Raw genomic sequence first — 411 nt, forward strand, 5'->3', positions numbered from 1 at the left:
CCGACACGTCGAAGCCGAACGGGGTCTTGTGCAGCACCGTGTCGGTCGGGCTCAGGTCGTAGGCCTGCTGCATCCAGGCGAGCCGGTTGTGCAGCGAGCGGTGGCGGTTGACGGCGCCCTTGGGTCGGCCCGTCGAGCCGGAGGTGTAGATCACGTACGCCGGGTGCTCGCCGTGCAGCGCGACATCAGGATCATGCGCAGGCCCCTCCTCCAGCGACAGCTGGTCGAGCACCAGCGTCGGCAGGTCGGAGTCCAGGGCTCCTTGCAGATGGCTCTCCGTCAGTAGCAGCGCGACCTGCGAGTCCTCGAGCATGTAGCTCAGCCGCTCGGCCGGGTACTCGGGGTCCAGCGGCACATAGGCGCCGCCGGCCTTGAGCACGGCCAGCAGGGCCACGACCATCTCGACCGAGC

Annotated in this window: 1 protein-coding gene; it reads right to left on the reverse strand. The window is 69.1% G+C overall.

Features of this window, described 5'->3' with window-relative positions:
- The coding region (locus tag ACG0Z6_RS16625; RefSeq protein WP_394463468.1) for an AMP-binding protein at nt 1–411 on the reverse strand (411 nt) is incomplete at both ends.

It is taken from the genome of Roseateles rivi, assembly GCF_043555845.1.
Lineage (GTDB): Bacteria > Pseudomonadota > Gammaproteobacteria > Burkholderiales > Burkholderiaceae_C > Roseateles > Roseateles rivi.